Source organism: Paenibacillus fonticola DSM 21315, from assembly GCF_000381905.1.
In the GTDB taxonomy this organism is placed as follows: domain Bacteria; phylum Bacillota; class Bacilli; order Paenibacillales; family Paenibacillaceae; genus Fontibacillus; species Fontibacillus fonticola.
The window spans coordinates 190,907-216,970 of sequence record NZ_KB907252.1; the positions used below are offsets into that span (position 1 = coordinate 190,907).

General features: G+C 49.8%; 23 protein-coding genes. 3 read left to right on the forward strand and 20 right to left on the reverse strand.

Features of this window, described 5'->3' with window-relative positions; translation table 11 throughout:
* Positions 1 to 35: 35 nt before the first annotated feature.
* From G358_RS0110350 to G358_RS0110435, 19 genes are all read right to left on the reverse strand, one after another.
* The gene (locus G358_RS0110350) at positions 36 to 560 is read right to left on the reverse strand and encodes a hypothetical protein (protein ID WP_019637147.1); all 525 of its coding nucleotides are present in this window, start codon (positions 558 to 560) and stop codon (positions 36 to 38) included.
* 16 nt (positions 561 to 576) lie between these two features.
* The gene (locus G358_RS0110355; protein WP_019637148.1) at positions 577 to 1,206 is read right to left on the reverse strand and encodes a hypothetical protein; all 630 of its coding nucleotides are present in this window, start codon (positions 1,204 to 1,206) and stop codon (positions 577 to 579) included.
* Positions 1,203 to 2,615, reverse strand: coding sequence for a phage baseplate assembly protein V (locus tag G358_RS0110360; protein WP_019637149.1), 1,413 nt, complete (start codon positions 2,613 to 2,615; stop codon positions 1,203 to 1,205). Before G358_RS0110360 ends, G358_RS0110355 begins: the two co-directional genes overlap by 4 nt.
* Positions 2,608 to 3,210: a hypothetical protein gene (locus tag G358_RS0110365; protein WP_019637150.1), complete on the reverse strand. Its 603-nt coding sequence runs from the start codon at positions 3,208 to 3,210 to the stop codon at positions 2,608 to 2,610. The genes G358_RS0110360 and G358_RS0110365 overlap by 8 nt, the downstream gene beginning before the upstream one ends.
* 37 nt (positions 3,211 to 3,247) lie before the next feature.
* A complete protein-coding gene (locus G358_RS0110370; RefSeq protein WP_019637151.1) occupies positions 3,248 to 4,024 on the reverse strand; it encodes a hypothetical protein in 777 nt (258 codons plus the stop codon).
* Between the two features lie 76 nt (positions 4,025 to 4,100).
* Positions 4,101 to 4,475, reverse strand: coding sequence for an RDD family protein (locus tag G358_RS29875; RefSeq protein ID WP_338042684.1), 375 nt, complete (start codon positions 4,473 to 4,475; stop codon positions 4,101 to 4,103).
* A gap of 149 nt (positions 4,476 to 4,624) precedes the next feature.
* Positions 4,625 to 5,086 carry an RDD family protein gene (locus G358_RS29880; protein WP_051107670.1) on the reverse strand — a complete coding sequence of 154 codons (462 nt, stop codon included), beginning with the start codon at positions 5,084 to 5,086 and terminating at the stop codon, positions 4,625 to 4,627.
* A gap of 100 nt (positions 5,087 to 5,186) precedes the next feature.
* Positions 5,187 to 5,744, reverse strand: a complete 558-nt coding sequence (locus tag G358_RS0110385; protein ID WP_019637152.1) for a hypothetical protein — start codon at positions 5,742 to 5,744, stop codon at positions 5,187 to 5,189.
* An 11-nt stretch (positions 5,745 to 5,755) separates the two neighbouring features.
* Positions 5,756 to 8,404, reverse strand: a complete 2,649-nt coding sequence (locus tag G358_RS0110390; RefSeq protein WP_019637153.1) for an acetate and sugar kinases/Hsc70/actin family protein — start codon at positions 8,402 to 8,404, stop codon at positions 5,756 to 5,758.
* A gap of 83 nt (positions 8,405 to 8,487) precedes the next feature.
* Positions 8,488 to 9,186, reverse strand: coding sequence for a hypothetical protein (locus G358_RS0110395; protein WP_026342187.1), 699 nt, complete (start codon positions 9,184 to 9,186; stop codon positions 8,488 to 8,490).
* The gene (locus tag G358_RS0110400; protein ID WP_019637155.1) at positions 9,177 to 10,463 is read right to left on the reverse strand and encodes a hypothetical protein; all 1,287 of its coding nucleotides are present in this window, start codon (positions 10,461 to 10,463) and stop codon (positions 9,177 to 9,179) included. Before G358_RS0110400 ends, G358_RS0110395 begins: the two co-directional genes overlap by 10 nt.
* A complete protein-coding gene (locus G358_RS0110405; protein ID WP_019637156.1) occupies positions 10,460 to 12,295 on the reverse strand; it encodes a hypothetical protein in 1,836 nt (611 codons plus the stop codon). Before G358_RS0110405 ends, G358_RS0110400 begins: the two co-directional genes overlap by 4 nt.
* A 47-nt stretch (positions 12,296 to 12,342) precedes the next feature.
* A complete protein-coding gene (locus tag G358_RS0110410; protein WP_019637157.1) occupies positions 12,343 to 13,260 on the reverse strand; it encodes a PP2C family protein-serine/threonine phosphatase in 918 nt (305 codons plus the stop codon).
* A 15-nt stretch (positions 13,261 to 13,275) separates the two neighbouring features.
* Entirely contained in the window at positions 13,276 to 13,794 is a 519-nt protein-coding gene (locus G358_RS0110415; protein ID WP_019637158.1) for an FHA domain-containing protein, read from the reverse strand.
* A 41-nt stretch (positions 13,795 to 13,835) separates the two neighbouring features.
* Positions 13,836 to 14,375: an FHA domain-containing protein gene (locus G358_RS0110420; protein WP_019637159.1), complete on the reverse strand. Its 540-nt coding sequence runs from the start codon at positions 14,373 to 14,375 to the stop codon at positions 13,836 to 13,838.
* 33 nt (positions 14,376 to 14,408) lie between these two features.
* Complete coding sequence (locus G358_RS34270) at positions 14,409 to 14,885, reverse strand: J domain-containing protein (protein ID WP_276203562.1); 477 nt, start codon at positions 14,883 to 14,885, stop codon at positions 14,409 to 14,411.
* The gene (locus G358_RS33440; protein WP_169447426.1) at positions 14,872 to 15,009 is read right to left on the reverse strand and encodes a hypothetical protein; all 138 of its coding nucleotides are present in this window, start codon (positions 15,007 to 15,009) and stop codon (positions 14,872 to 14,874) included. The genes G358_RS34270 and G358_RS33440 overlap by 14 nt, the downstream gene beginning before the upstream one ends.
* 51 nt (positions 15,010 to 15,060) lie before the next feature.
* On the reverse strand, positions 15,061 to 15,492 hold the full coding sequence (locus tag G358_RS0110430; RefSeq protein WP_019637161.1) for a hypothetical protein: 432 nt from the start codon (positions 15,490 to 15,492) through the stop codon (positions 15,061 to 15,063).
* 462 nt (positions 15,493 to 15,954) lie between these two features.
* A complete protein-coding gene (locus tag G358_RS0110435; RefSeq protein WP_019637162.1) occupies positions 15,955 to 18,123 on the reverse strand; it encodes a hypothetical protein in 2,169 nt (722 codons plus the stop codon).
* A gap of 407 nt (positions 18,124 to 18,530) precedes the next feature.
* On the opposite strand from G358_RS0110435, the gene G358_RS0110440 reads away from it, so the two are divergent.
* On the forward strand, positions 18,531 to 20,642 hold the full coding sequence (locus G358_RS0110440) for a VWA domain-containing protein (protein WP_019637163.1): 2,112 nt from the start codon (positions 18,531 to 18,533) through the stop codon (positions 20,640 to 20,642).
* Here G358_RS0110440 and G358_RS0110445 read toward each other — a convergent pair.
* A complete protein-coding gene (locus G358_RS0110445) occupies positions 20,605 to 21,552 on the reverse strand; it encodes a serine/threonine-protein kinase (RefSeq protein WP_019637164.1) in 948 nt (315 codons plus the stop codon). The two genes, G358_RS0110440 and G358_RS0110445, sit on opposite strands and share 38 nt — an antisense overlap.
* Before the next feature lie 291 nt (positions 21,553 to 21,843).
* Between G358_RS0110445 and G358_RS0110450 the strand changes: the two genes are divergently transcribed.
* Both G358_RS0110450 and G358_RS0110455 read left to right on the forward strand, forming a co-directional pair.
* On the forward strand, positions 21,844 to 23,787 hold the full coding sequence (locus G358_RS0110450; RefSeq protein ID WP_019637165.1) for a BglG family transcription antiterminator: 1,944 nt from the start codon (positions 21,844 to 21,846) through the stop codon (positions 23,785 to 23,787).
* A gap of 108 nt (positions 23,788 to 23,895) precedes the next feature.
* Positions 23,896 to 26,052, forward strand: coding sequence for a fructose-specific PTS transporter subunit EIIC (locus tag G358_RS0110455; protein WP_019637166.1), 2,157 nt, complete (start codon positions 23,896 to 23,898; stop codon positions 26,050 to 26,052).
* The last annotated feature ends 12 nt before the right edge of the window (positions 26,053 to 26,064 follow it).

Genomic DNA, 26,064 nt, shown 5'->3' on the forward strand with positions numbered 1-26,064 from the left:
AACCCCTTCCTACTATTCACTCGATGAAAACTTTTTCACTCGATGGGAACTTTCTTCAAACTGACCCCGATCATATCTCGGCGGAGGATGCTCTCGGCTATATCTAAGCGGACAATGATCAGAGGTTTCTCACTTTCTTGCACGCGGAAAATTCGTTTCTTCGCTACCTTCTCCCCTTGAAGCACCAGCTTCTTAATGACGCTTCGATCTGCATTAAACTCACTGCTTGGACTTAGAGCTTCGACTTCCTCAAAAAAGGGCAGGAAGTAAAGACTTTGCTTCCTATTGAATTGATCCATCAGAGGAATATACTTAAAAATACATTCCGGCTCGTACATGGCGATCAATTTCTTCAACTTCTCAGACAGCAAGTACAGTTGATCGCTTAATAGATCCAAGTACTCTGTATCGGTAGATGCCTTAACCTGAAAAATTGTCGTATCTGCAATTTGATGAGAACGTAGGCGATTCTTATGCCGAACATCTATTTTTTGCCGAATATTTTGTAAGACTGGTGTGTCGGTATAGCGTTCATCCTGCTGCATCACAAAGTAATCCATGACATCCCTCCTCCATTCACTGCTCTACCGTGATTTCTTCCGGTTCGGCTTCCAGCTGGCCATAGAGCAGCTCGCTGCGATCCCGGTATTCCCCGGCCAAAATGCAAATATTCGGTTTCTTGATCAGCTGGCTGTAGCCCTCACATTCCAAAATAGGAGGAATCATACTTCTCATAAATTCGATCGTGAACAAATGATATCTTATCGCTTCAATTTGCAAGATTCGTTCAATATCCATCGTTGAGATTTTCCGGGCATAGCTTGTTTTTACAGCTTCCAACTCCCGCATTCTCTTGAATAACGGATCGAATATAAAATTGGCCTGCCAGTGAGAAGAACACTCTACGGGATCAAGAAACCAGCGCTCATCATGGATATCAATGCGATAACTAGCCTTATGCTCCATTAAGCTTGTCCGCAGCAAAGAGAGATAGATAAATTGAATATCTCCCTTCACCCCTGCTTCTTGAAGCTCGGCCGCCTGTTTACATGCTGCATCCACAGAACTCACAAATTCCGCTATAATATCCTCTTGATTTTGGATATAATTCTCAGAAATGATATCCAAGTCACCCTGCCAGCGATCAAACACATGATGTTCCAAAAAATGACCCAACGCCTCTTCACGACTCATGACAGAACTCATTCGATATTCACCCGGCCCCCGCTAAGCGTGACCTCATCCTCCACTTTAAGCGAAGCATTCCCTTGCACGAATTCAATGCCTGACTCCCCTTGGATAAGAATCTTCGCACCGCCGTTAATTTCGATATCTTCCATGGCTGACAGGGAAATCTTCTTGTCGCTGTTAATTTCAATCCCCCCATCATCGGTAAGTTTCATCAGCAACTGACCTCCGCCAATAATTTCAACCGCGCCGGGTTTAAACACGATTTCCTTACCATACTTGGTGCTGATGCTCTTGACAGACGGGTCGCTTCGTTTCTCAGGATTAGAGGAGTCGGTATCTACCGAGCTCGCGGCAAATGCGTTTTTCTCTTGTTCGTCGGGAAAATAAAGCCGCACTTCATCCCCTTTTTCCGGCATACAGTACCAGCCGCTCCCATCCGGGGAGGAATAAACCGTGGAATAAGCAAACCACATCGCTTCATTCACAGGCTGATCCTGATCAATATGCAGCTTCACCCTGACCTTATCCTTTGCGACGTCGAGGATCGTTCCAAATAACGACGTCCCCGCTAAGGCATAAGGATATTCCGTTCGGCAGCGCAGCCCTTTGGCATCCTTTAGGTCATACAAGCTGCTCAGTATGCCATTCTCCAGCTTGGTTTCCGCGCGGCTGACATACAATGTCCGCTTCTGGAAGGTGACCGCTTGGCCCAACTCAAATACCTTGTGGCTTGTAACCGTGTAACTGATGCTATTTTGCTCTGAAATACCCTTGACACCGTTCTCAGATTTCAGCTTGTAATCTCTTAAATCTTTATGGATCGCGTAGTTGTATTCATCTAATTTCTGGGGATGATCAGCGTCCGGCAATCCAACATACAGCTTGATTCCGGCTCGAGAGCTGACTGGAATAAGAGGAGCGTGGAAATGCGAGGCTAATCTCCTCATAAACGCCCAATCGGTTTCTTGATATTGGACCAGCAATCCACCTGTTTTTTTGCCTTGCGATGCTTCGTCAATGACATCGGAATCAGGGTAGTTGGCTATAATCCGATGAAACAAACTTTTATACGGTAGCTCTTTGTTTTGGACCGATCCAGTCTCCTTACGGATATCCATAAGAATGGATAAGCTATGGGCTTCAATGGCAATGCTTCTTACTCCACGCGCAGCTTGTACGGAAATATTCGTAATTACACCGTGAAACAGGGGGATGGCCTTGTCCTTATCCTGAACCGCAACCCGAATGGTGTCGCTCGCATTGGCTTGTTCAATATACTTATCCTGCATGTCTTCGGAAATAATGCCGCTAAGTTTCAGCTTGGCATGTTCGTTCACCTGTTTTTCGATGACGAGTTCAGTAATTCTCTCGAACTTATAATTCGAAACGATAATATTTGCAGACGTATAGATGATCTCACTCATGCTTATTCCCCTCCTCTTCTTCAACATGGACAGTGAGGCTGCGAATGGCTTGATACGCCACATCTCTCCAATCCGGATAATCCTCATACCGGCAGCAGAAGGTTCCCATGAGGACTTTTCCTTCAAATTCGAGGAAATACATGATGTTAAACAAGGCACCGTCTATCACCATATTTTTGAACTCAAAGTATCCGAACGTTTTCTCGTTTACAGTCTCTACCCCACTATCATAGAAAACATGGGAAGGATTCGATTTTTGAATCATCGTTTTCATGCCGGCAGCCAGCTCCGCTACCATCTCATCCTTGAGCTCATGATCTATTCGGTTGAGAGTGAAATTTATCGCCCCGGACTCATCACTTCTAATAATTTCGGGCCGTTGTTCATAGGGATACTTAATAGAGCGAATCTCCTTTGGCATTTCTTCAAAGTCAGCAGGAAGGTAGAGAGAGATTTTGTCCTCATAGAAAGACTGCAAGCTAAATTCATAATACCGCTTCCCAATTTTCACCGGCCCATCCGTAATCGAACGGGATACCATCGATTGCTCTGCTTCATTAAGGATCTGCGTAATCTTTTCATCCATAAACGACATCACTTTTCCTCCTCCTTTTTTTGGGGTAAATCCTTCCCTAATCCACAATCACCCGCTGGCTGCCGCCCGGGGTCATGCCCAGCCTGCCGCCACCGCCACCGCGGACGCCGTCCAGGATGCGGCCCAGGTACTTGTGAATCTCCACATTCGTGTACTCCCTGCTGCTCATGCCGAGACGGCTGGTCATATAGTGCAAAATGACGTCCCGAGCGAGGGTTCCCTCGTTCATGCACATCATTGTAAACATGAAGTCCTGCGGGTCGCCGCTTCCCTTGCGCATCATTTCCTCCGCGAAGCAGCGCAAAATAACCGGGGACAAGGTGCTTTTGCCGTAAGCCGCGTAGCGGACATGCAGGACATTCACGGTATTAAATTCCGTCGCCAGATCTCGAAAGCCCTGATAGTCCTGGCGCAGGCGGGCGCCTTCCTTGAGCTTGAAACGACATAATTCCAGTTCGGAATCAGTCGCCTCGAGCTGCTCGTCGATCACGATCTCACTGCGATACGTCCGCCAGTCGCTGTCCTCATTGCCAGCCTGGAAACGAACCTTTAGCGCGCCCTCCCGCCCCGTGGCGCGGTACTTGATGCTCACAGCATCTGTCAGCAAATATAGCCGCCCTTGATGCTTGACAATGCCGGGATGCACGATCAGGGAGTCTGCTCCGACCTCAACATGGGCACCCGAAATGATGCCGTCCGTATACTCGTGATAGTAGACGTCCACAAAGTCGCGGGGGAAATCCCGCAGATTTTCCAGCATCGCCGTCTTTAGAATCCGGCCCTTCTCAAACTTCGGTGCGATATGGCTAAACATTGCCTCCCCCTCCTTCCGGCTGTGATGTTGACACGACTCTCTAGGTTAAAGCTCGATCCGTCCACTTTTTTCCACATTAAACTTGCGGCCCCTCCGTGTAAACTTCCTGCGGATGCACTGGAGGATAGTATCTACTCAGTTGGAGCCCTGCCTTGTTTACGACATAAGTCTGTGCAATCAGATCGTGGAGGGCCTGCTTCTTCTTCGTGAAGCCCGCCATGAACCAGCCAATCAATACCGTGATGGCCGAGAAGCTTTTACTCCAAAATCGTGCAGTCGCCCGGTGGAAAGTAATTTTCTTGCCCTCCTGATCAACTACCCTGAGTCCCATCGCCATCTTGCCAAAAGTCGCCTGGAACTTGGAAGATTCCATGATCGCGAAGTAGCTCCATAGCACAACTAACACCAGAACACTTCGGACTAGATCAAATATCCATAAAAGTTCATCCAACCGTTTAATTAACTGTAGTAATTGAATACATTATGAAAATACTCAATATAACACTCACCTGACGAATCGAAGCGATAACTAATAGATCCAATAGCTCCGCTACCGCCCTTTTCCAAAATCGTGCATACACGATGGCTCGCCCCCCTATTTTATGCATGCGCAATGTCTGTTTTGACATCATCGTCTTTTTGACAGTTGAGCATAAAGAGCAGGAAGCTCTTGTTCACCACGTATGTCCCCGTCATTCTGTCATGAAGCGCCTGCCGCTTCTCATGAGAGAAGGCCATCAGGTAGCCAAAGCAAAGGATCAAGCCCGATAGCAGCTTCCACCAGTACCTGCTATTGGCTCTTACGTATGTAATTCGTTCATCATCTTTGTCCACGACCATGACTCCAAGAAGTCTCTTGCCAATGGTAGCTTGGTATTTGGATGACTCCATCGAACAACAATATATCCAGTTTAGAATGGTAATAAGCACTAACTGTGTAATAAGGATATAGGTAAAATTGTAATTGTAAATTTCTTTAGGCAAGATTAAAAAAGCCACCGTCCCAATAATAATCTGGTCAATCGTCAGTGCTACGTATCTTCTAAATAGTACCTCGTACATTCCATTCTTCCCTTCTTATCAATCCAACCTGCCGCTATGCTAGCGCGGCGGAAGCCTAGTAGCTAATCCCCCTTGCTCCAACCCTCCTTCCAATTTGCTTCTAGCTTAACTGCATGATTTCAATCTTCTTATTATTCAGCACTCTAAAAGCTTTACTACACCGCTCTTCCCCTATTTCCTGACTTAGTCGCTGAATAAACTCCGCAATCCCCCTCGCTCCATCCGGGATACGAACGACCGAACTTCCACTCCGCAGAACCATATAACCTCCGTATACAGTGGAATGCTCTACTCTCTCAATCTCGGAATAGCGGATCGTTTTCGTTTTCACACCATATCGAACGGTAATCGAAGAGGGCCCAGCTACAGCCTTGTAACAAAGTGACTCAAACATAATGGCAGTAAAAATGAGAGCTAATCCAGCAAAAGCATAACGTAAAAAGACAATATCCTCCGCACTTTCAAGGGCTGCTTCATCCATAAACGAGGCATATAGCCCAACCCATGACAGAACACTCCCGAAAGCCATCCAAATACTCCATAAAATCGATCTCCGAAAAAGCATCTCCTCCGCCGATTTTCGCTTTGCCGGCAGAAACGCTTTATTCAGCAGTCTTTTTCGTAGTGCTCTCATAGTTAACCTGGTCAAAAAATTCATCGTTCTCCTCCCTACTTCGTCCCGTCAAAAAAGTCCAGCTCGGAGCGTTCGCTCTCAAACGAATACAACTCCTTGCGGCCGAGCAGCAGTCCCTCGTCCTGACGAGCGATCGGCAGTACGTAGAAGCCCCATTGGTCGTCGTCGGCGAAGACGAAATACTTCGTCTCCCCGTTCACGATGGAGTCGGTGTCATCCTGCGGAATTTTGTCGCCGTAAACCGCTTGGATGTCCTCGAACTTCACCGGCTTATATTCCTCCGTCCGATTCTGGTACACATAGCTGTGGCGCAGCCCGCCGTCCGCTCCCCGCAGCAGGAACTCGATCTTCTGCGTATGATACGGCCGCGAAATGAAGCCCAGCACCCGGTTCGTCCGCTCCAGGCTGGAGATCAGCTCCAGCTCGCGGCGATCATGGGTATAGGCGCTGACCGAATACGGGATGACGGCTGCATGATTCGTAATGCTCGTCTCGATCACGCCCGCCTTCCGGGCGTTCAAATAGCGGATCGCCCCGCGCAGGCAGGCCAGTTTTAGCTCGGGAACCCGGCCCATAGTCGGCTTTTGCCGAAACTCAATGCTCCGTCCCGGAACGAACTCCTTCAGCGCCTCGCGGAACACCTCAATGCGGCAGGATTGCCCGGTCAGTTTAATAATCGAATATTCGCCAAGCACGCCGTCCTGATAGAATTCGTCCAGGAATTTCCGCAGCACCTCGTAAATATCCCCTTTGATCAGCTGGGTAATTTCCTTAATATTGAACACGACATTCGGAATTTCATATTCATCCTTCAGCTCGCCGCCGCGCGACACCGACAGGAACCAGCGCTCCATCGTCGTAATCTGCAAATCGTTATCCCGGCTGTCGTCCTCCTCGGCGTCGAAGCGGTTGCGCAGAATGCCGGTCTTGCGGAAAAACTGCTGCTTCATGCCTTCGGCAATTTCCCACAGAAAATGAAAGTTGCCGCGCACCCGATAGTACTCGTCCCGCGAGCGGTTCTCGTACATCGAGAAGGCAGTCGGAATAATCGCCTCTGCCGCCTGATAACGGCGCTCCAGTTCGGCATACACCGCATCCACGCCGTTCTCGTCCACTTCGCGGAATAAATCGTTCGCGGGAATATCGATCAAATCATCGATATCCGTCACTCTCCGCCGCCCGCTTGTGTAATAATCGGCGAACACGATCTTCATGAACTGCATAATCCGATAAGTAATGTTATTGCCGCCAAAATGGGTATCCCCGTTCTCATACGTGGTGTCCATCGCAATGCGATAGGACATATGCCCGTCTTCGACCCGGAAGCGGCAGGACGATAAATCCGTCGTTCCGCCCCCGCAGTCGATCACAAGCGCTTTGTACTCCTCGCCCTCGATGAACAAATTCCGCTCCAGGCCGTCGGCGATCGTGTTGTACAGCACCGCCATGCCCTCATCCAGCGCCTCATCTTGCTCAATCTTGTAATCCTCTAAAACTTTCGAGAACATCTGGAGAAACGGCGCCTTCATCTTGACCGGGCTGGTGAAATGCAGGTTCTTGAACTTGCACTTGAACTGATGCTCTGCCATCTGGATGACGTATTCCAAATACGCCTGGATGATATCCTGCCGCCGCACGGTGGCTGTATTTCCTTCACTGTCCATAATCTCGACCGGCTTATCATAACTATTCACCCAGCGTTTCAGCCCCTGAAAGACCGAAGCCCGGCTGCTGTAGCTGCTGCGGCGAATATTGAGCAGCGCCTCATGGCCGAACTGGTATTTCACCGCGGCCGGATCGGAGCAATCCGCCACGCTTATCGCGGTAGGCAGCGCCTCGCTCCATTCCACCTGCCGGTACGTCGGGTCGGGAAATTTGACAAAATTTATTTCATTTGCGCGGATATGACCGTTCAATACGTCGAGGCTGCTCGAGGACTTCGCGTATCCGTTGTGTAAATATGCACCCGCCGTCGTATTGGATGTGCCGAAGTCGATGGCCAATACGGCATCCGTCTGCTGCAGCCCGCGTATTTCCAATTCGGCCAGCGGGATTTTATAATATTGGATTTGAATCGGCGGCAGCGCCTGCTCCTGGTAATAAGCCTTAAATATGTATTCCGAATCGCGCTTGCGTAGAAACAGCAGGCTGTACTGGCGATTTGACGTCTGATGCCATTCCATACTGCTGTCGGCCGCCAAATAGAAGCTGCCCGCCTCGCCCGCCTCCTTGCGTAAATTGAGAATGCCGCAAAGCTCCATCCGGTCGTTGACGAGCAGTACATTGGACGCCGCGAATACCGCTGGAGCCTTCACTTTATAACCGTCGCTCTGATCGATGGCGATGTCCGGATAAATGACGATGCGGGCTGGAACGCTAATGCCCCCGTTCCCTTGCAGCGATGCCTGCATATACTTGCGCATTACGGTCTTCACACGCTCGAAGCCGCCTTCGCAGTAAGGACCGATGAACATTTCTTCATCCGCCCCCAAGTATTTCAGAATGACGCGGATCATCTCTTCCCGGTCCAGCCGATGGCTGAGCCACTCCACAAGCCGCTCCCGGTAGCAAATATTCCGCAGCTGGAAGGTGGTCATCTCTGACAGCTCGTCGTGCGTATAGCGAACCTTCCCGCGCAACCGCTGTTGGCTGGTGGAATCTGTGTACAGTTTATAACCCTTCATGCTTGATAAATTCCTCCTCCAAAATGGTTAGGGCGTGGCCTACTTCGTGATCAAAAGATGACTTTTTGAATTACCGCTCCTCTTTAGTACATGGCGATTCGGTCCTGGATCATCGTATCCTCGGCATCGATAATTCCCACGTGACACTCCCAATACACCTCAGTACGGTAGCGTACCGGGAGGAACAGCTCCATCAGCAGCTCCAGCTTCCGGCGAGCGAGCTCCGTCTTCCGCTGGCCGATGTAGAACAGCATCTCGTCCTTCTCCTCGCTGTTGACGTAAATCGTTGAGCGGCGAAAGATCCGGCTCACCGTGCTCCTTAGCAGGTTCAGCGTCTCGCCTGTGTCATACATGCGGAGTATCGCGCAGGCGATCCACTCCCGCTCATCCCGCTCGAACAGGCCGATCCGCTCCTTCACCCGCTCGCCGAACGCCCCGGCCTCCAGATCCCGAAGCACGAAGCGGATATGATATTCCCGCTTATTCATCCCCTGCATGAAGTCCAGCTCCGCCAGAAAATGGATCAAAATATCAAACAGTGCATGGCGGAATTCCTCGTCCTCCGTCAAGTTAATGTCGAGCAGATCGCGGAACACGTCGTAGAAGCGGTAGAACGGGTTGACCTCGACCTCCACCTGTCCGCCGGCAGCGGCATTCAAATCCTCCAGGCTAAGCTCCATGTAGGGCGAATACACTTGGGCTGGAACAAAGGAAATATCCCGCTTATGAATTCCGGCTTCCTTCGCCTGAACGAGCAAATCCCAAATGTAATTCAAGCCCATTCTCCTTCACAGCGGTATTCCGGGAACGACATCTGCACCTCGGACACGAGGAAGCTCATCATATCCTCAGCTAAATAGTCCAGCTCCCTGCCGGACTCCCGGTAACTGAATTTCAGGCACATTCGCCATTTGCCGTTATCCACCCGGACTTCATCCGTAATGAACCGGTTCAGCTCATAGGTCAGCGCCTTTCCGGCGGACGGCGGACGAATCTCCACATCCACTAGCTCCAGCCATTCCGACACAGCAAAAGAATGGATGATCCGCAAAATCTCGCCCTTCGAGCGGACAACTCGTCCCTGGCTGCGCCCATAGTTGGCAATGAAATCGTCCCGCTGCCGATTCGACATCTGCGCGTAACTCTGCTTGCCCATACTGGAGCTGATCGGCTCGACCACCTTGAGCACCCCCCAGGAATCGGACTTCTCGCGCGTCGATACGACGGTCAGTTCCTCCGGGGAGCGCTTGATGTACCGGATACTGTCGTCATTGATATCGACCAGATAGCCATGCTGCAGCCCGCTGCTCCGCAGCGGCAGCGCATGCTCGAAATTGACGCGGTCGGCCGCGGGAACCGGGAACCCCCCCGTCTTCAGCGTCAGATGCTGGATGTTCCAGAGCGGAACAATTTCGGTTCGCTTGCACGCCTCGTACTCCTCCAAATCAACCGTAATTTCCTGTACCTCCTCCTCCTCCGACAACTGGACCTCTCCCCCGATTAATACCGCATGGACAAATTTGTAGGCATAGGGATGATTTATCGTTTTCCACGGAAGGCCATTGTTCAAAAAAACGTGATACAGCTTTTCAATTTCCCGGATATATGTAACGTCCCGCTCCAATTTGACTTGAATCGCGTAACGATGCTGATTCGTGATCAACTCTCCATGAAACATTCTGTTGCTGCTAAGCAGATTCTGGATCATCGGGTAGCTGCACTCCAAAAAAAGAGAAAACAGCGGCAGTTCCTTTCCCTCATTCAGACAGGCAGCGACCTCACCCAAATCGATTTTGCGCGGCTCAGTATCCCCGGCTTTCATTGGAAACAAATATTCGTGCAGCGGATCCCATGCTTCCCTGCGGCACATCGCCACATAAATATCGTATTTGCTCTCCTGATTGCCGACTTCCGCAAACACCCGCTTCTCCAGCTGACGATTCAGCTCCTCCTGGTATTCGACAAGGCCCAGGAACACGCCGCTCATCAGGTTGCGCAGCATGCCGCGCTGCTGTAAATCCTCCATTTTGCTCAGCCGATCCATCACGATGTCCTTCATGATTCCCCACCTCCGTCCGGTGCTGCCGATTTATCCTGGTTGCCGTTTGTCGTGCTGGAGCTCGCTTCCGACTGCTCCGAACCAGTGGATGAGCCCGCCCCTTGGTTATTCGAGCTTTGCGCCTGACCCGGCGAATGTGCGGCAGACGCCTGGCCGCTGCTGCCGTTATTGCTGACAGCTCCACCTTCACCTGTCCCCGCAGCACCGTTCCATACCGATGCCCCGTTCGCCCCGAGGTTGCCGGACAGTCCGGCTCCCGCATCGAAGTCGGCGTTCTGCCCGGATGCGGGCACGATCGGGTTGCGTTTCTCATCCGCTTTGGCGATCTTCCGCTCCATCGCCAGCACCCGCTCTAGCTTGTCGATCTCCTGATAGATTTCCTGGGCCAGCGTATACGCCTCAATCGCGGCGTTATAGTCCAGTACGGCTAATGCGCGATCGCCCTTCTTCTCCAAATTGTCGGCCTGCAGCGTCTTCGTCTCCCGAAAAATGGAATTGATCTTGCCTTCGGCCTCTTCCATCTTCGTCTCCAGCTGCTTCTGCCCGCCAGGATAATTGGCCTCAATCGCCGCCCGGTACGCCTTCTTGTACAGCTCCAGCGCGCTGTTGTAGTCCTGATTCTGGAAGTGAATATCCCCTTCCTTCATCACTTCGGTCAGCTTCGCCACCGCTTCACTGCGCTCGATTCGCGCCTCGATATCCTCCACCTTGAACGGCTTGTATTTCTCCGCCTCGCCCAGCGACTTCGTATAACTGTCCACGGCCATATCGAACTTGCCATCCTTCACATATTCATCGCCGTCCGTCACCGCCTGGGCGACGCGCTGCTTGTTGCGAAGCAGCTGGAAATGCAGCTTGTCCTTCAGCTTGCTGGCGGCATTCTTCGCTTCGCTGTAGGCTTTAAGCGCCTTTGGATAATCGCCGGCGGCCGCATATTCATCGCCTTCCTGCTCGTATTCCGTCATCTGGACGACCGTCTCGGCCAGCTTGGCCGCCTGCTTGGCCTTCGCATACCAAATGCCTCCTCCGGCAATCGCCATGGTCAGCAGCAGTATTCCAATGCGCATGATCCATTTTTTGAGGTTCTTCGGCTTTTCCGCAAACGTCTTATTGGCATAAATGGCTGCAGCCGTATAATTGTTGACCGTCTGCTGCTGTTTGCTGAGGACAATCTCTTCCAGCGTATCCACCAGGCTATCGGGATCACTGGATTCCGCTAAAGCATCAAGCATTTCCGGCAGCTCGACCTCCTGCCAAATCCCCGGTGTCGAGAGCAGAAGCACATCTCCATCCGTTAGCGGTGTTTTATCGGAAATATAGGGTTCAAAACGGTCCGGCCTCCCCATATAATTCAATAAATTACCGCGCTCCTCATGGCTGGACAGCTCTCCCTCAGGCACTCTCCCGTTATCCGCAAGCAGCTGCGCCAGACTTTGATCCCTGGAGCGTAAATTTAGCCGGCCGCCGCGAAACTGATACAGACGCGCATTGCCGCAGCTTGCCCACACCATTTTCGTATAATTCGTTACAACGACCAGCACGCTCGCTTTTAAGCGGACTCTGCGGCTTTCGAATTTCAACCATTCATGGGCTGCCTCCAGATCCTGACGGATTTTCCTCCGGGACAAGGAGGGCTTTTCCATAAAATTCTCCAGAATGACACTGACCGCCATCTTCGCACTGTGCGCCTCCCGATCCGTATCGAGGCCGTCCGCAATGACATAACAGGCCATGTCCTCAAGCTCGACGAAGGCAAAATAATCTCTGTTGTCAATAAACGTACCTGCTTCGGAGACAAATGCGGTCTTGAAATCACTGTTCTCCTTTCTCATGAGCCCCTCCGTTTCCCCCCGTCCTGCTGCGAGAATAAAAAATAGGTCTAATTCATTTGCATTATAATGACCGTGGCATTGTCCTGATGCTTGTAGCTTTTGCGTTCAATCCTATCGATCATTTCCTCCGCCGTATCCTGCGGCGGCGATCCCTGCATCAGGATTTGTTCCATCTCAACCTCGGTAAGCGCATCGTAGACCCCGTCACTGCACAGAATGATCGTATCGTTCGGCTGCAAGGGTATCGGTTCCCCAACCTCCATGCTCTTGAATCCGCCGTACCCCAAATAATTGATAAGCTGATTGCGCTGCGGATTTTCCTTCGCTTCTTCCCTGCTGATTTCACCGGACAAATATTTCGCTTCCAGAACAGCCTCCAGCGTGTGCTTCGAATTGACTGGAATAAATTCACCGTCTCTGAACAAAATAATCAGGCTGTCTCCTACCGCACCCCAATGCAGTAATCCCCCCGCAACGATGCCAACAACAAGTGTTGTACCTCCCGTGGCTCCGCCCAATTGCTCCATAATTCTCTCGTTGCTGATCCATGCCACTTTGTTAAAATATTCAGGAATATCCGCCGGATCATCCAGCTTTAAATACTCCTTTGAGAACATAGTCACGGCGAGTGTACTGGCCATGCGCCCGTGCGACAAGCCGCTGATGCCGTCCGCTATTGCGGCCATAGTTCCAATCCGCGTGACCGAGCTTGAGAAATAATCGTCCTGCTCTTCCCGCCTGCCGATCGTCTGGGCATTTCCGATGCGGATCGACTGGTCGATTTCTGGAAAAAATCGCCTCGTATCATTAGCTGTATCATTAGCGGTAGCTTTAGCAGCATCTTCAGCCGTCATTTCCGCAGTATGGTTTGTACGAAGCTTTTGCCTTAATATAAGCAATATGGCGACTACGAATAGCGCAGCCGCAACGATTCCATATGATTCTAAAAAAAACCGGTCTCCCATCCCTACCATCCGTTCTTAACCGTTATCCCACTCGAAATGTGGTCCGCATAAAGGCACAAATACAAACTTGCTGCGCCCCAGCTGAATTAAATCATAAGCATTGAGCTCAGCAGGAGTGTATACAGCTTCGTTATTATGATAAGCCAGCCCCGAAGCATCGCCCGGCAGCAAATAAAAACTTCGTTTCTTCGGATCATAAACGATTACCGCATGATTCCGCCTGGATACGGCGTTATCCCCGATAATCCGGATCTGCATTTCCTCGGCCCGGCCGATAAAGTTTTTCTCAGCCATAATCCGGTAGTCCTGTCCCATCTGTGGACCCTCGACACAAACCAGCCATCCAGTCACTGGCTGAATGCCTGTCGTCTCTCCCAAATAGGGCATTGTCTTCTCTTCCATGTCCTCCGCGGCCAAGGGCCGGCGCGAGTCGTTCCGCGAAGGCTGCTCTAGCGTCGTGTTGCAATACGGACAAGTGTTGCCATGCTTTCTCGTACTGAACATGTGTCCATTCAGGCATCTCGTCAAGCTCATCTTCGATTCATTCCCCCATATATAAGCAAGTATGGTTGCTGCTATTTAATTAAAAGCCGGGTGTTGGCAATAAAGATCAGATCTCCCATGCCGATCTCTACCGGCTCTTCGGCTACGAGCTGTTTCGCCTCGCTGCGTCCTGCCTTACGGATGCCTGTCCCGCTGTGCGAATCCGCATCCTCAATAAACCACTGATCGCCAACGCGATTCAGAACGGCATGCTCGGAACTGACGAGCGAAGCGTACTCGCAGTCAGTCAAATCTATATCAACCTCGCCGCGCGGCGTGCTTTTTCCAATAAGCACGGATGTTTCTCCTTTTACGTACCATTCCTTTAAACGCTCCCCGTCGTCATCAAGAAGAACGATTTTTGCAATCGCTCTTTTCGCTTCTGGAGATCTGTTAATAGCACGGCCGCCAGTCCAGATCAGGAAGCTGGCAATTACAGCAGATACCACGACGATGAACATTTGCAATGTATAGTGCAGTGGACGGAGCAGGCCGTATAGCATCATGCCGGCTAATATTGCGTATATCAACACATCAATGCGTTTACTCCATTTGTAATTCTCCGGCTTCAAGTTGCTCCCCCCGTCTATGTATGTATGCTATAACTAATTGTTTTTGCGATAGCCAAAAAAGTGATTAAACATCGCTGATGAATCCAGCGGATTCTTCTCCTTTGCTTCCTTCTGTACCTTTTGCGTGTCCGTCTGCCTCTTGGGCGACATGCCAAAAAAATGTTCAAAATGCTTTTGCACTGCAGCCGGATCGAAGCTCTCTGCCTTCGACTTCGCAGATGCCATGCCGTTTATGCCTGATTTACCCTGCCCTTCCCGGGCTCTGCTGCCGCTCTGCCCCGATGTTCCTCCGGCTTGAGCCAGCTTAGCATCATAAGCGGCCCGAAGCTTCTCGTCGCTTAGCACTTCGTAAGCTTCCACAATCCGCTTAAACTTCGACTCCGCTTCCGGATTTCCATGATTGACGTCCGGGTGATAGCGCTTGGCCAGTCCGCGATAAGCTTGCCGGATCTCGATCATCGTCGCCTGCCGGGAAACTTCAAGCTGGCCATAGTAATCAGTATCGTTCAAAGCGTTCCCCCGCTTTCCCATATGGTCGACCGCCGTCATGAGCGTCAGCTGCAAGAGCAGCTCTGCGATGAAGCAGCCGCATCATCATGACTTGCTCTTTTGTACAATGTGCAGATAATCTCAAGGGGCCAGCCCCCTGAGATCACCTGCTGTTGTCTGCTTCTTAATAATTCAATTAATTGCTGGCATCATAGCCGCCGTTAAGCTTGGCAAGCTCGGTTTTGTCCTTCTTCTGCTTCACATACAACTCGAATGTGCCTACGCCTTCGGTATCGCCAAACGTTTCTTTATAGTCCACCACAAAAGCGTTAGGGAACGTAATTTCCCGGACGACCTGATCCGCAGCGATGACTTCCAGAGTCAGCTTGCGGTAGCAATCCGCCTTTTCTGCCGGAACCAGGGACCACAACGCCAGCTTCAGCGTGTCATCCGCTTTGTCCCCATCCGTAGCAGTGATGATTTTACCGCTAATTTTCAGCGTTGACCCTACATCCGTTGATCTGGCATTTGAGTCATCTGGCGTATCTGTGTCATAAATCACCTTCTGAATGTTGTCCAATCCGAGTTCAATCGTTTCGGCTCCTTCTACTTTCAATCTGAATCCCATACTTGCATCCTCCTTAAGTAATAAAATAGGGTTCGGGTAAATAATTCTCCCGAAATTTATGTAACGAGACGAGCCGTTGATGGATCGCCTCCCACATACAAATTATGTTAATACTTCCTGACAAAAGTGGCACCTATCAAATTCAATAGGTCTTCACCATCTTTTTCCTGATCCCAAAACCGTTTTCGTGAAGGCCCGGCTGAATTCAAGATTCGACGTCGAGCTACCCTCAGTCCCCACTTCGTGATCATAAGTCCTCTTCGAATTACCTCTAGGCAACTTTTCAGCACCGAGAAGGTTGAATGAAGCTAGGGACTGAGGAACGGAGCGTAGGCAAAACCTACGTGAGTACCTCAAATGTTTCCGGAGGAAACATACTTCGGAAGCAGACGCTTGTTTCGGCTGAATTCAAGATTCGACGCCGAGCTACAATCAGTCCCCACTTCGTGATCAAAAGTTGCCTTAGGCTTTGACCGCGCTGGTACCTTTGGTGATCATGACCTCCAAATTTTTCACATTGCCGTTATAAATCAGGTCGATGTGGCACAGGTTGTTCTTCTCGTCGATCACATAGTTCATGTCATCGCCGTCATGAATAATCGAATTTATGAAACCGCGCTTGGCCAGCCACGTGCTCTTCTGGCTGCTCGGGTTGTTGCTGAAAAATTTAATAATATTCTCATGCTTGAAATCGGCTGTTTGAAAACGCAAAATCCGCTCTATGTATGTGCTGACTAATGTTTTATAAATGGAGTCGAATCCGTCCTCCGAAGCAGCCAGGCTTCTCGCCTTGTATACCGTAATGCGCCGAATATCTTTGCCCTGCAGTTGGGCGTTTTCCGACGAGAAGATGAAGCCGAAGTTTTTACGGTTGATCGCATCCTTGATGGTGTTCGTAAAGCCCGTAATTTCTTTGGCCATTGTTGTCACGGCCCGCAAGCTGTTCTCGCCCGCTTCGATGTCGAAACGCACGCCCGGGAATTCTTTACTCGTATTTTTGTAGGACTCCCGGAGATATTCCGGACACTGATAGGCCGAAACGATACCGGCAGCGACATACGACGCTCCGACGTAAACGCCCTCGATCCACAGCTTGAGAACATCTTCTTTCTCCTTGGAGAGTTGTGCGCCGTTCTCGGTCTGGATCATGCGGCTGTCAAGAATAACGCCTGATTTCTCCTTGGGAATAACGGTAAAATTAGGAACACAAGGTATCGCATATTCGCTATACTCCTTACGAAGCAGCGGCGTACATTTGTCAATGTACTTGTCGATTCCTGCGGTTGCCATGTTGTTGAACGTCGTCTCTTCTCCGGTTTCAAAGCTGAAGAAGACCTGTACTTTGAAATCTTTGACCACCTGCATGAGCATCGACAGCGATTCCATCGTATTGCCGTCCTGCTTGGCAATTTTCTCGTTGCCTTTGAAGCGCTCGCGGGTAACCTTCACCTTGCCAGCGCTCTCCAACTCAACCGAAGGCACGATACCAAACCAGATCGTATCGGAGAAGTCATTTTTGGAGTTGACTGTATTCAAATACGTTTCCAGACGCGGGATGTTGGAGCTCTTCACGATCATGTCGAGCTTCGTGTTCGTTACGAGCAAGGCTGGAGCCATCCCTTTGTTCTTGACGGTGTACTGGTCAAAGAACATTTTGACGCCAAGAATTTTTTCAACCAGCGGTTTCACTGTCTTGACGAAATCGTCCTTGGCTGTTTTGTAAAACTCCAAATACGTATTGTAATTTTGCACTTCGAGCTCCAGATTGACCTCTGTATTCACCGCCGGCAGAGGATTAAATGTGCGTACAACCAAGTCTCTGACATATCCGGACGGAGCTTCCGTAATGGAGTCGTAGTCCTCTTCAAACACCTGCGCCAACCCATTGGAGCTGTTTTCATCCAGCATTACGAGTTCGGTGCTCTCGTTCTTCGGAGCCTCGATGATTTTCAATTCACCGTTCTCCCCGATGCTGAGCATGCCGATTTGAACCGCTTCAGCATCTCTCTCTTCGTTCGAGCTTCCAAGCAGCAGCCGCGTCTTGATATCCTCAATCGCCAGCGGCAGCATCGCCATCACGTTGTTGTAATTTGCGCTGGCTTCTTCGAACATCGCATTCAGCTTATCGCCCATATCCAGCTTTTTCGGATCCTCATCATCCAGCTGCTCGTATTGGCCATACAAGTAATGGATTTCTTTGCGGACCTGGCGAATGTCGTCCATTACTTTCTTTGGAGAAATCATGTCGAGCAGGTTCTCGAACCGGAAGTCGACATTTGTCATGCCTTGGCTTCTTTTCGTATCGATGAGTGTAAACAGCATTTTCAAGAAGTCATTGTGCTGATCGATCCGGATTTCGGATATGGCATCTTCGGCAATTCCTTCGGGCTTCTTCAGCATATAGACGACTTTCTGGTTAGCTGCATTGAAAAATGAGTATACAGTCGGCGAGAACTTGTCCAAAAACTCATCGAAACTGCGAACCAATAGCTGCCCGTTAATTTCTTTAATTTTGTCGTCGCTCAGGCTGTCAATGCCTTTCACATCGCCCACAATGGTGATCAGGTCCTGCTTCTCGGGATTGATCTCTTCGAACAGCATCGTTCGATTGGTCTGATTGATAATATCCATTTGTCGTTATTCCTCCTCCCGCTTCTAAAAAAGCGCAGCCGGCCTGATGAAACCCTGATTCCTTACCTCTGCCGGACGCTTGTACTGCTAATTATTTCGACGGCATCCGACTATAGAAGGAGATACTAGAGTCGTATGACCAGGATGAATTCGCCGTCCTCCTGGCCTCGATGGTAATATTAAACATCGTTCATATGAATTGTCAATATATTGAATTACTGATCGATACAGGGACTTAAGACCCTTTATACCAAAAAAGGAGGTGTTTACACCGAATTTAAGTCCTATTTTTTGGAATTATATACAATTTAAAAGATGTAATGCCGATATAAGTCTAAATATACATATTTGAGTGTTTGATTTCGCTCTATTACAGCTAATACAGTACTTAAGGCGGGTGTCGGCAAATGAGGCAAAAAAAATACATAATCCCATTATCATTTACTAGGACTTTTATACTGTTTTTGATTTTCATGGTTTTTGTTCATATTTTCGACATTTCTTTCACAGTCTCAGCAAATTCCGGACAAGAAATTGGACAAAAAAATCAGGCGGATGCCTTCGATGCTGTTTTTGTTCTCGATATCAGTTATTCCATGAATAAGGCTGATCCTGGCAAAATAGCCAACGAAGTCATCCATATGTTTATGGATATGAGCGAAGCAAGCCGGACAAGAATCGGTTTTGTAGCCTACAATGATCAAATTGTCGCCTCAAAACCGCTTACCTCGATTTCTGTTGCCGCCAACAAAGCGGAGCTTAAACAGAAAATTGCCGGACTACGCAGAAGCGGATATACCGATTTGGGATTGGGGCTGAGAACGGGTGGTAATTTAATTACTTCCAAAGCGGATACAGGAGATCAGGGCGGGCGCAAACCTTTCATGATCCTTCTGTCTGACGGTGAGACGGATTTTGGGCCTGGCTCCCGCTCCCGGCGCACCGCCGACGATTCCGCCAAGGACGTGGAGATAGCCATCTCCAAAGCACAGCAGGATGGATATCCCATTTACACGATTGGACTAAATCACGATGGGACGGTCAACCCGAATGAACTGGAGCGCATTGCCAATGAAACCGGCGGCGCCTCCTACATTACAAGCAGCGCGGATGATTTACCGGAAATTTTTAACCGCATTTTTGCGGCGGAGATGAGATCCGTCCTTCATCCGATTGCTGGAGTTACGGCCACCGGTCAGCTGCAGGAGTTGCAGGTCGATATTCCCAACTCAAGCATGAAGGAGGCAAACCTTATTTTGCTCTCGGAGCATCCGTTGAAGGAAACACAGCTGTTCTACAGCTCGGAAAATATCCGTATGTTCAAATCAGGGAGCTATACGCTTGTTAAAGTATTACAGCCTAAGAAAGGAACAGCGAAGCTGAAATTTCGGGGGACTGCAGGCGATCTGATTAAAATCAATTTGCTGGGCAGCTATGAACTGGAATTGAAAGCAGCAATCACAAACGAGGAAGTAATCAAGGGGCATCCGGCCGCAATCGAGGCCTACCTCACCGATTCTATGACGCAAGAGCGGTTAATGGAGCAGGAAGTCTATCAATCTCTCAAAGGCCGGCTTGTCGTCACGAGCCTGGATACAAATGATGAAGTTATCGTGGAGATGAACAACGAGAAAACACGCTTTTACACCGAATATACCTTCCCTGTCTCCGGCAACTACACATGGCAGGTCCGATTGGACGGGCCCAGCTTTTTTCGTTACGGTACCGTCCATGAACAAAGTATTGTAAACAAGGAGCCCTATGTATATGGCAATGAGCAGTTGGAGGTCATTAAGGAGAATGGCGAAGCTGTTCTCAATTTAAGTGACTTATTCCTGGATGAGAACGGAGATGCATTGACCTATGAGGTTCATGCCGGGGACGGACCGGATAAAACGATGAACTCTGAGTTATCGGGCGACAAACTCGTCTTATCTCCGCTTCGGACGGGACAGACCCATATTAACCTGACGGCGACTGATCCGGAGGGAGGCACGGCCACGGCTGTCCTGGCCATCACCGTCAAATCGAAATATACCACGCTGCTTTGGTCTATTGCCGCAGGAGCTGTACTTCTTGCTGCGGCTGCCGGCTTGTATTGGTGGCTTCGGCCGAAGCCAGGCTTTGCGGGCAAGCTGGAGGGATACTTCCTAGCTACCGCCAGCGGCAGTGAAGTGCCGGTCAAGTCATGGCCGCTCACCTCTTTCCCGGGACGCAAGGTCAGTCTGCTCGAACTGTTCGTTAGTCTCGATGTCCATGAGCCGCTTCCGGAAGCAGAGCAAATTGTCTTCATGCCTGGCAAAGGCGGCAAGCTCCTCGTGAAGAACACATCCCGTTCTTCACTTGTCCGGAATCGGACACCCTTGCCAAAGAACAAAAAAGAAGTCCTCGAATATAATGACAAGCTGTACATTACATTCGAGGACGGTATAACGGAAATCGAACTGCGTTATAAAGCGATCAAGCCCAATACGAACATTTTCATCCGGACCGACTCCGCCGACGGGCAGGCGGGGTAGTCATATATTCCATGGCAATGGCGGCCTTGAACCATTTGAAGGAAGAGCAGCGTTTGTCCGGCGAGACGACTAATCCTCGCCGGATAGCCAAGGAGAGAAAGTGCCAGGAACGCTTCAGCCCCGTGCCGACAGGCTCCAGCCTTTCGTCGAACAGCCTCTTGCGGACATCCGTCGGAGCCGAGCCGCGGCAGCAATAATACAGCAATGCAGCCAGGCTGTATATGTCGCTCTCTGGACCTTGACGAGACTGTTCTGAATACAGCTCCAGTGGCGAATACCCAGCGGTTGTGAGAATCGGATGGCCATTTCTGCTTCCGCTGCCTTCAAAGCGGACAGCTGAACCGAAATCCAGAAGCTTTACGCGGCCCTGGGTATCAATCATAACATTCCCCGGTTTTATGTCCCGATGGATGACTCCCTGTCCATGCAAATGTTCGAGCGTCTCGATAAGAGGGAGGATCGTCCTATAAAGAAAGCCGGGTTCAATCGTATCCGGACGTCCGCCAATTAATTCTCCAAGCGTCACGCCCTCTACAAATTCCATAACGATATACAGGGTATTATTCTGTTCGAAATGATCGATACAGCGAACGATACCCGGGTGCTCACATGCTTCCAGAATTTTTCCTTCATTAATAAATGCATTTCTTAGCATTTCATATTTGTCGTTTGGCGTTCCCGATCGACGGTATACTGATTTGCCATCCTGTCCTCTGCGTACAAGCGAATTCGGAAAGAACTCCTTAATGACGCATTTCATATCCTGCTTTTCATCCCTCGCTGCGTAAACGAAGGCCAGTTCACTGGCGGAAAGCTTGCTGCGAATCCGATACGTCCGGGACGCTCCGGTCTCCGCGCTGATTAATTTTGAATTACGCCGCAGTTCATCCCCTATTAATACTTTATTCACTGTTCTGTTTCTGCCTCCTCGCCGCTTGTCTACATAGCAAAGTAGAACACTCATGAACTTACTCGAACGGATACTTCAATTAGAGTCATAGAATGTATCGTTTCATCACTCTACATCCTCATACTACCAATTTTTGAATGGAAATTCCAAGTAAAAGACGATAAATAGCCATTCGCTATTTTACGTTATTGGACAAATCTAACGGCTCGGCTATAATGAGTACGATTTACCCCTACCGATTTTCCCATACATATTGAATAGAACTCTAAGCAAGGTGGTGAAACTTAAAGCATGATAAATACAAAACGTCAAAAAGAGCTTTTGCGGATGCTGTTAAGCGACACAGGCCGCTATTTTGTAGTTCGGGATATGGCGCTGCATTTGAATTGCTCGGAAAAAACGATTCGAAACGATTTCGAAGCGATCGATGCCTTTTTGCAGCAGTACGGAAATGCCAAGCTATTACGCAAGCCGGGAATTGGCGTAAATCTGGATATCGAGGAGCACGAGCAGGCCAGACTATTCGATCAGTTATTCCAGTCTGCCCCGAATGCCGGCTATGAACAGGACGATAACCGGATTGCCGCAGTTGCCTATGAGCTGCTGATGAACGCCAAGCCTGCAACGCTTCAGGAGTTGGCTGATAAATATTATGTGAATCGATCCGTGATCAAAAGGGATTTAAACTCCCTTCAACCATGGCTGGAAAAACGGGGACTAGCCATCGTCTCCAAACAAAGGGTCGGCATTATGATCGAGGGAACGGAGATGGATAAGCGGGCTGCCTTGTCTAAAGTATCCCAGCTCATCGGCACCACGACCAATGATTTTATTAAGAAAAAATTTGAAGCTTACGAGGTAGACGCTGTAACCCGGGAGCTGAAGCAGCTGGAAGAGAATGAATCATTTCATTTCACGGATGAAGCTTTCGACAATTTGCTGATTCATACGCTGCTCATGATTCGAAGAACGAAGCTAAGGCAGCCGATTTCTTTTGCAGATCAGGAAAAAGAATTTATACAGATGCAAAAAGAATACCGCTGGACAATGGACTTTACGAAGGGACTGGAGCGTATATTTTCCGTTCATTTCTCGGGTGACGAGCTTGCTTACTTAACCGCGCATCTGTTAGGAGCGAAAATCCGTTCGCGTTCGCCGGCGGAAACAGCAAATATGTCCGAGCATCGGCTAAAGATTACCGCAGAAGTGACGGAATTAGTACAATCGCTGATCCGAAAATTGTCCAGCCTGACCTTTATGAATTTTGAACAGGATGCTACCCTCCGGGAGGGGCTGGGCATACATTTAAGCTCCACAATTCATCGATTAAACTATGGGCTTGATGTGACCAATCCATTGCTGCATGACATTAAGAAAATGTATCCCTATATGTTCAGCATGGTAATATATGCGGCCAACGAGCTGAAGATAAGCTATCATTTTACGATACCAGAGGATGAAATCGCTTATCTGACCCTGCATTTTCAAGCCGCCGTTGAGCGGTCGAATAAACAGCCCAAATCGATGAAGCATATTGTAACGGTGTGCCACATGGGAACCGGCATGTCGCAAATATTGCGCACAAAGCTAGAGCGCAAATTCAGTGGAATCCAAGTGCTGGATTCCCTCGGCAGAGCGGATTTGCCTCTATACTTGGAGCATAATCCTGTTGATTTCATAGTGTCCACCGTTCCTTTGGGAAATATAAAGCTGCCGCACATTGTAGTTTCGCCACTATTGGAAGCAGCCGATGTGAAAAAATTAACGAGTTTTCTCGAACGATTGGAAGAGCAGCCCGAGGCTTCCGCTTCTTTTTTGCAAATGTATACGAAGCCAGCCTTGATTTTTACTCAAGTGGAGGTCACGCACCGGTTTGAAATCATCGAGCAATTGGCTAACAGCTTATACGCCCAGGGCTTCGTAGCGCAGGATTACGCCCATCAGGCGCTGCTGCGGGAAAGGGCATCCTCCACCACGATTGGCGGCGGTATCGCCATTCCTCACGGGGATCCGAAGCTGGTGAAGATATCGCAAATTGCCATTGCCACCTTAAAGGAGCCTTTGGAGTGGGAGCAGGAAAAAGTCTCGATTGTGTTTATGCTGGCACTGCGCAATCAGGAGCAAAAAAACACAAAGAAGCTGTTCCAGCGCCTGTCTCTTCTTAGTGAGCAGCCTGCAATAGTTGAGCAGCTTATCCGGGCCAAACAGCCTGAGGACCTCTTTGCCCTATTATAAAGTTTGTTTTGCCGGAATCTGCGGTAAAAATAAAAACTATTCCTCTGTTTTATTTGGGTAACATGGGGGGTATAAAGACTTTATTTTAAACAGAGGAGGTTCGTTTAAATGAAATTGTTAGCTATAACATCATGCCCGAACGGCATTGCGCATACGTATATGGCGGCAGAAAATTTACAGAAAGCCGCAGATAAGCTCGGAATCCCCATGAAAGTGGAAACCCAGGGCTCCATCGGCGTAGAGAATGAGTTTTCGGAGCAGGACATCGCTCAGGCAGACGGGATTATCATCGCCGCTGATAAGCACGTGGACAAGAGCCGCTTTGTCGGAAAAAAACTGCTGGTCGTCGGAGTCCAAGAAGGAATCCGCAACCCGGAAGCTTTAATCGAGCAGTTGATTCGCGGGGACGTTCCGGTCTACCAAGCGCAAGCGGCCCAAGATGCGGTAGGCGGCCATCCCCGGCAGCAAGCGGCCAAGCAAAACCAATTTTATCGTCATTTGATGAGCGGCGTATCCTATATGGTGCCTTTTATCGTTGTTGGCGGGCTGCTGATCGCTATTGCCCTATCGATCGGCGGCGTACCGACACCAGGCGGGCTGCAGATTCCCGAGGGATCATTCTGGAAAACGATTGAAAGTGTCGGAGCTGCATCGTTTACGTTTATGGTGCCGATCCTGGCCGGATTTATCGCCTTCAGCATCGCGGATCGGCCGGGTCTCGCTCCAGGGATCATCGGCGGCTTCATCGCTGCTAACGGGAGCTTCTACGGCAGTGAAGCAGGCGCCGGATTTATAGGCGGGATTATTGCCGGTTTCCTGGCAGGTTATGTGGCGCTTTGGATCAAGAAGTGGAAAGTACCTAAAGCGCTCGCGCCTATTATGCCGATCATTATTATTCCTGTACTCGCGTCACTGATCGTTGGCCTGGCCTTCATTAATATTCTTGGCGGGCCGATTGCGAAAGTGTTCGAAGTATTAACCGCTTGGCTAGCAAGCATGCAGGGAACGAGCTCCATCCTGCTGGCCCTGATTCTCGGGGCAATGATCTCCTTCGATATGGGCGGACCTGTTAACAAGGTTGCTTTCTTGTTCGGTTCAGCGATGATCGGTGAAGGAAACTATGAAATTATGGGGCCGATCGCCGTCGCCATCTGTATACCGCCGATTGGACTCGGGCTGGCCACCTTTCTGTTTAAGCGGAAGTTTCATGATACAGAGCGGGAATCCGGAAAAGCCTCGTTCACGATGGGATTGTTCGGAATTACGGAAGGGGCCATTCCTTTTGCCTCCCAGGACCCGCTGCGTGTCATTCCAAGCATCATGGTCGGCTCCATGATCGGTTCTGTCATAGCCATGCTGGGCCAGGTTGGGGACCGTGTCGCTCACGGCGGACCGATCGTGGCGGTATTGGGAGCCGTCGATAACGTAGTCATGTTCTTTATTGCCGTCATTATCGGCTCGATCGTCACCGCTCTGATGATTAAGCTATTAAAGAAAGATGTCGTTGTGCACCAATCCAGTGTGGCTGGAGAATCCTTAGCATATAATTTGGCGAGTGCAGGAAATGCAGGGAACGCAGGGAGTACAATGGATGCAGTGGATGTAGTGGATGTAGTGGATGTAGTGGATGCAGGGAACAGTACGAGTGGTGTAAATGGTGCGAATGCAGCGAATGCGGGGAACGGCGTTGGTGCAGCGATTGCAGCAGATGCGAGGAACGATGCAAACAGTGCCTATGCAGCAGATGCAGGAAACGGTACGAACGGTGCTAATACAGCAAAAGCTCCTGCAGATCAACATCGGCCGATCCATAAACTAACCGATATTATCCACCCCGCCCTGATCGAAACAGAGCTTGTGTCCCATTCCCGCGACGAGATCATCGACGAGATGATCGAAAAACTGCTGGCAGACGGAGCAATCAGTTCCGCTTCCGAGTTCAAACAGGCCATTCTTAACCGCGAGCAGGAAAGCTCAACTGGAATCGGCATGAACATCGCGGTTCCCCATGGGAAATCAAGTGCTGTCATTCATCCCCGGGTCGTCTTCGGGATGAAGCAGGAAGGGGTCGACTGGAACAGCGTAGACGGTACCCCAGCGAAATTGATCTTTATGATTGCAATTCCCGAAGAAAACAAAGGGAACGAGCATTTAAAAATACTGCAAATGCTCTCCCGCAAACTGATGGACGAGAGTTACATGGAGCGGCTGCTAAACGTCCGAACGAAACAGGAAGCTTACGAACTGCTGGATGAGATCCATTAAAATTTTATCTGC

What these genes read in the sequence shown, in the direction of transcription:
- G358_RS0110350 (WP_019637147.1), bottom strand. Translation starts at nt 560, where the DNA reads ATGGATTACTTTGTGATGCAGCAGGATGAACGCTATACCGACACACCA.
- G358_RS0110355 (WP_019637148.1), bottom strand. Translation starts at nt 1,206, where the DNA reads ATGAGTTCTGTCATGAGTCGTGAAGAGGCGTTGGGTCATTTTTTGGAA.
- G358_RS0110360 (WP_019637149.1), bottom strand. Translation starts at nt 2,615, where the DNA reads ATGAGTGAGATCATCTATACGTCTGCAAATATTATCGTTTCGAATTAT.
- G358_RS0110365 (WP_019637150.1), bottom strand. Translation starts at nt 3,210, where the DNA reads ATGTCGTTTATGGATGAAAAGATTACGCAGATCCTTAATGAAGCAGAG.
- G358_RS0110370 (WP_019637151.1), bottom strand. Translation starts at nt 4,024, where the DNA reads ATGTTTAGCCATATCGCACCGAAGTTTGAGAAGGGCCGGATTCTAAAG.
- G358_RS29880 (WP_051107670.1), bottom strand. Translation starts at nt 5,086, where the DNA reads ATGTACGAGGTACTATTTAGAAGATACGTAGCACTGACGATTGACCAG.
- G358_RS0110385 (WP_019637152.1), bottom strand. Translation starts at nt 5,744, where the DNA reads ATGAATTTTTTGACCAGGTTAACTATGAGAGCACTACGAAAAAGACTG.
- G358_RS0110390 (WP_019637153.1), bottom strand. Translation starts at nt 8,404, where the DNA reads ATGAAGGGTTATAAACTGTACACAGATTCCACCAGCCAACAGCGGTTG.
- G358_RS0110395 (WP_026342187.1), bottom strand. Translation starts at nt 9,186, where the DNA reads ATGGGCTTGAATTACATTTGGGATTTGCTCGTTCAGGCGAAGGAAGCC.
- G358_RS0110400 (WP_019637155.1), bottom strand. Translation starts at nt 10,463, where the DNA reads ATGAAGGACATCGTGATGGATCGGCTGAGCAAAATGGAGGATTTACAG.
- G358_RS0110405 (WP_019637156.1), bottom strand. Translation starts at nt 12,295, where the DNA reads ATGAGAAAGGAGAACAGTGATTTCAAGACCGCATTTGTCTCCGAAGCA.
- G358_RS0110410 (WP_019637157.1), bottom strand. Translation starts at nt 13,260, where the DNA reads ATGGGAGACCGGTTTTTTTTAGAATCATATGGAATCGTTGCGGCTGCG.
- G358_RS0110415 (WP_019637158.1), bottom strand. Translation starts at nt 13,794, where the DNA reads ATGAGCTTGACGAGATGCCTGAATGGACACATGTTCAGTACGAGAAAG.
- G358_RS0110430 (WP_019637161.1), bottom strand. Translation starts at nt 15,492, where the DNA reads ATGGGATTCAGATTGAAAGTAGAAGGAGCCGAAACGATTGAACTCGGA.
- G358_RS0110435 (WP_019637162.1), bottom strand. Translation starts at nt 18,123, where the DNA reads ATGGATATTATCAATCAGACCAATCGAACGATGCTGTTCGAAGAGATC.
- G358_RS0110440 (WP_019637163.1), top strand. Translation starts at nt 18,531, where the DNA reads ATGAGGCAAAAAAAATACATAATCCCATTATCATTTACTAGGACTTTT.
- G358_RS0110450 (WP_019637165.1), top strand. Translation starts at nt 21,844, where the DNA reads ATGATAAATACAAAACGTCAAAAAGAGCTTTTGCGGATGCTGTTAAGC.
- G358_RS0110455 (WP_019637166.1), top strand. Translation starts at nt 23,896, where the DNA reads ATGAAATTGTTAGCTATAACATCATGCCCGAACGGCATTGCGCATACG.